Consider the following 486-nt stretch of genomic DNA (forward strand, 5'->3'; position numbering starts at 1 on the left):
GAGTTCGACCACGTCGGTTGAGAGCGTTCGCTCCGTGAGCTTTCGAAGCGAGACCTTTCGCGGAATCTCGTTGGCGAAGGCGTCACCGCGGTTGTGCGCGTACAACGACCCCATCAGGACGACGAGCAGTGCGACCGTCAGTCGGACCTGATTTTCCGACTGCGTAATCGTGGGGTCGGCGAGAGCCATGAGCCCCCCGCTCGCACCGGCGATGGCGACGCTGAGTACGACGACTGCCAGCCCGGGGACGGTGACACCCGTGACGTACCGGAACCCGAACCCCAAGAGCCACGCGATGGCGGCGGGGACGAGTCCCGTAAGAACGCCGAAGTAGAGTCCGTAGACGACTTCGACGGGGAGTGCAGCCATAGCCCTGTCCACTCGTCGGCAGCATAAATGCGTGCCGACGACGTGGATTTCGGGTTATGCCCCGTTTTGAGACCCGACTGTTTTTCCCCGCTCACTGCGGAGGTGCCAGAGGTATGG

Annotated in this window: 1 pseudogene; it reads right to left on the reverse strand. The window is 63.0% G+C overall.

The features are described 5' to 3' along the window. Positions 1–369: pseudogene (locus tag DVK07_RS21385) on the reverse strand (potassium transporter TrkA); the annotation flags it as partial. Positions 370–486: the final 117 nt, after the last annotated feature.

Source organism: Halorubrum sp. Atlit-26R (genome assembly GCF_003666015.1).
In the GTDB taxonomy this organism is placed as follows: domain Archaea; phylum Halobacteriota; class Halobacteria; order Halobacteriales; family Haloferacaceae; genus Halorubrum.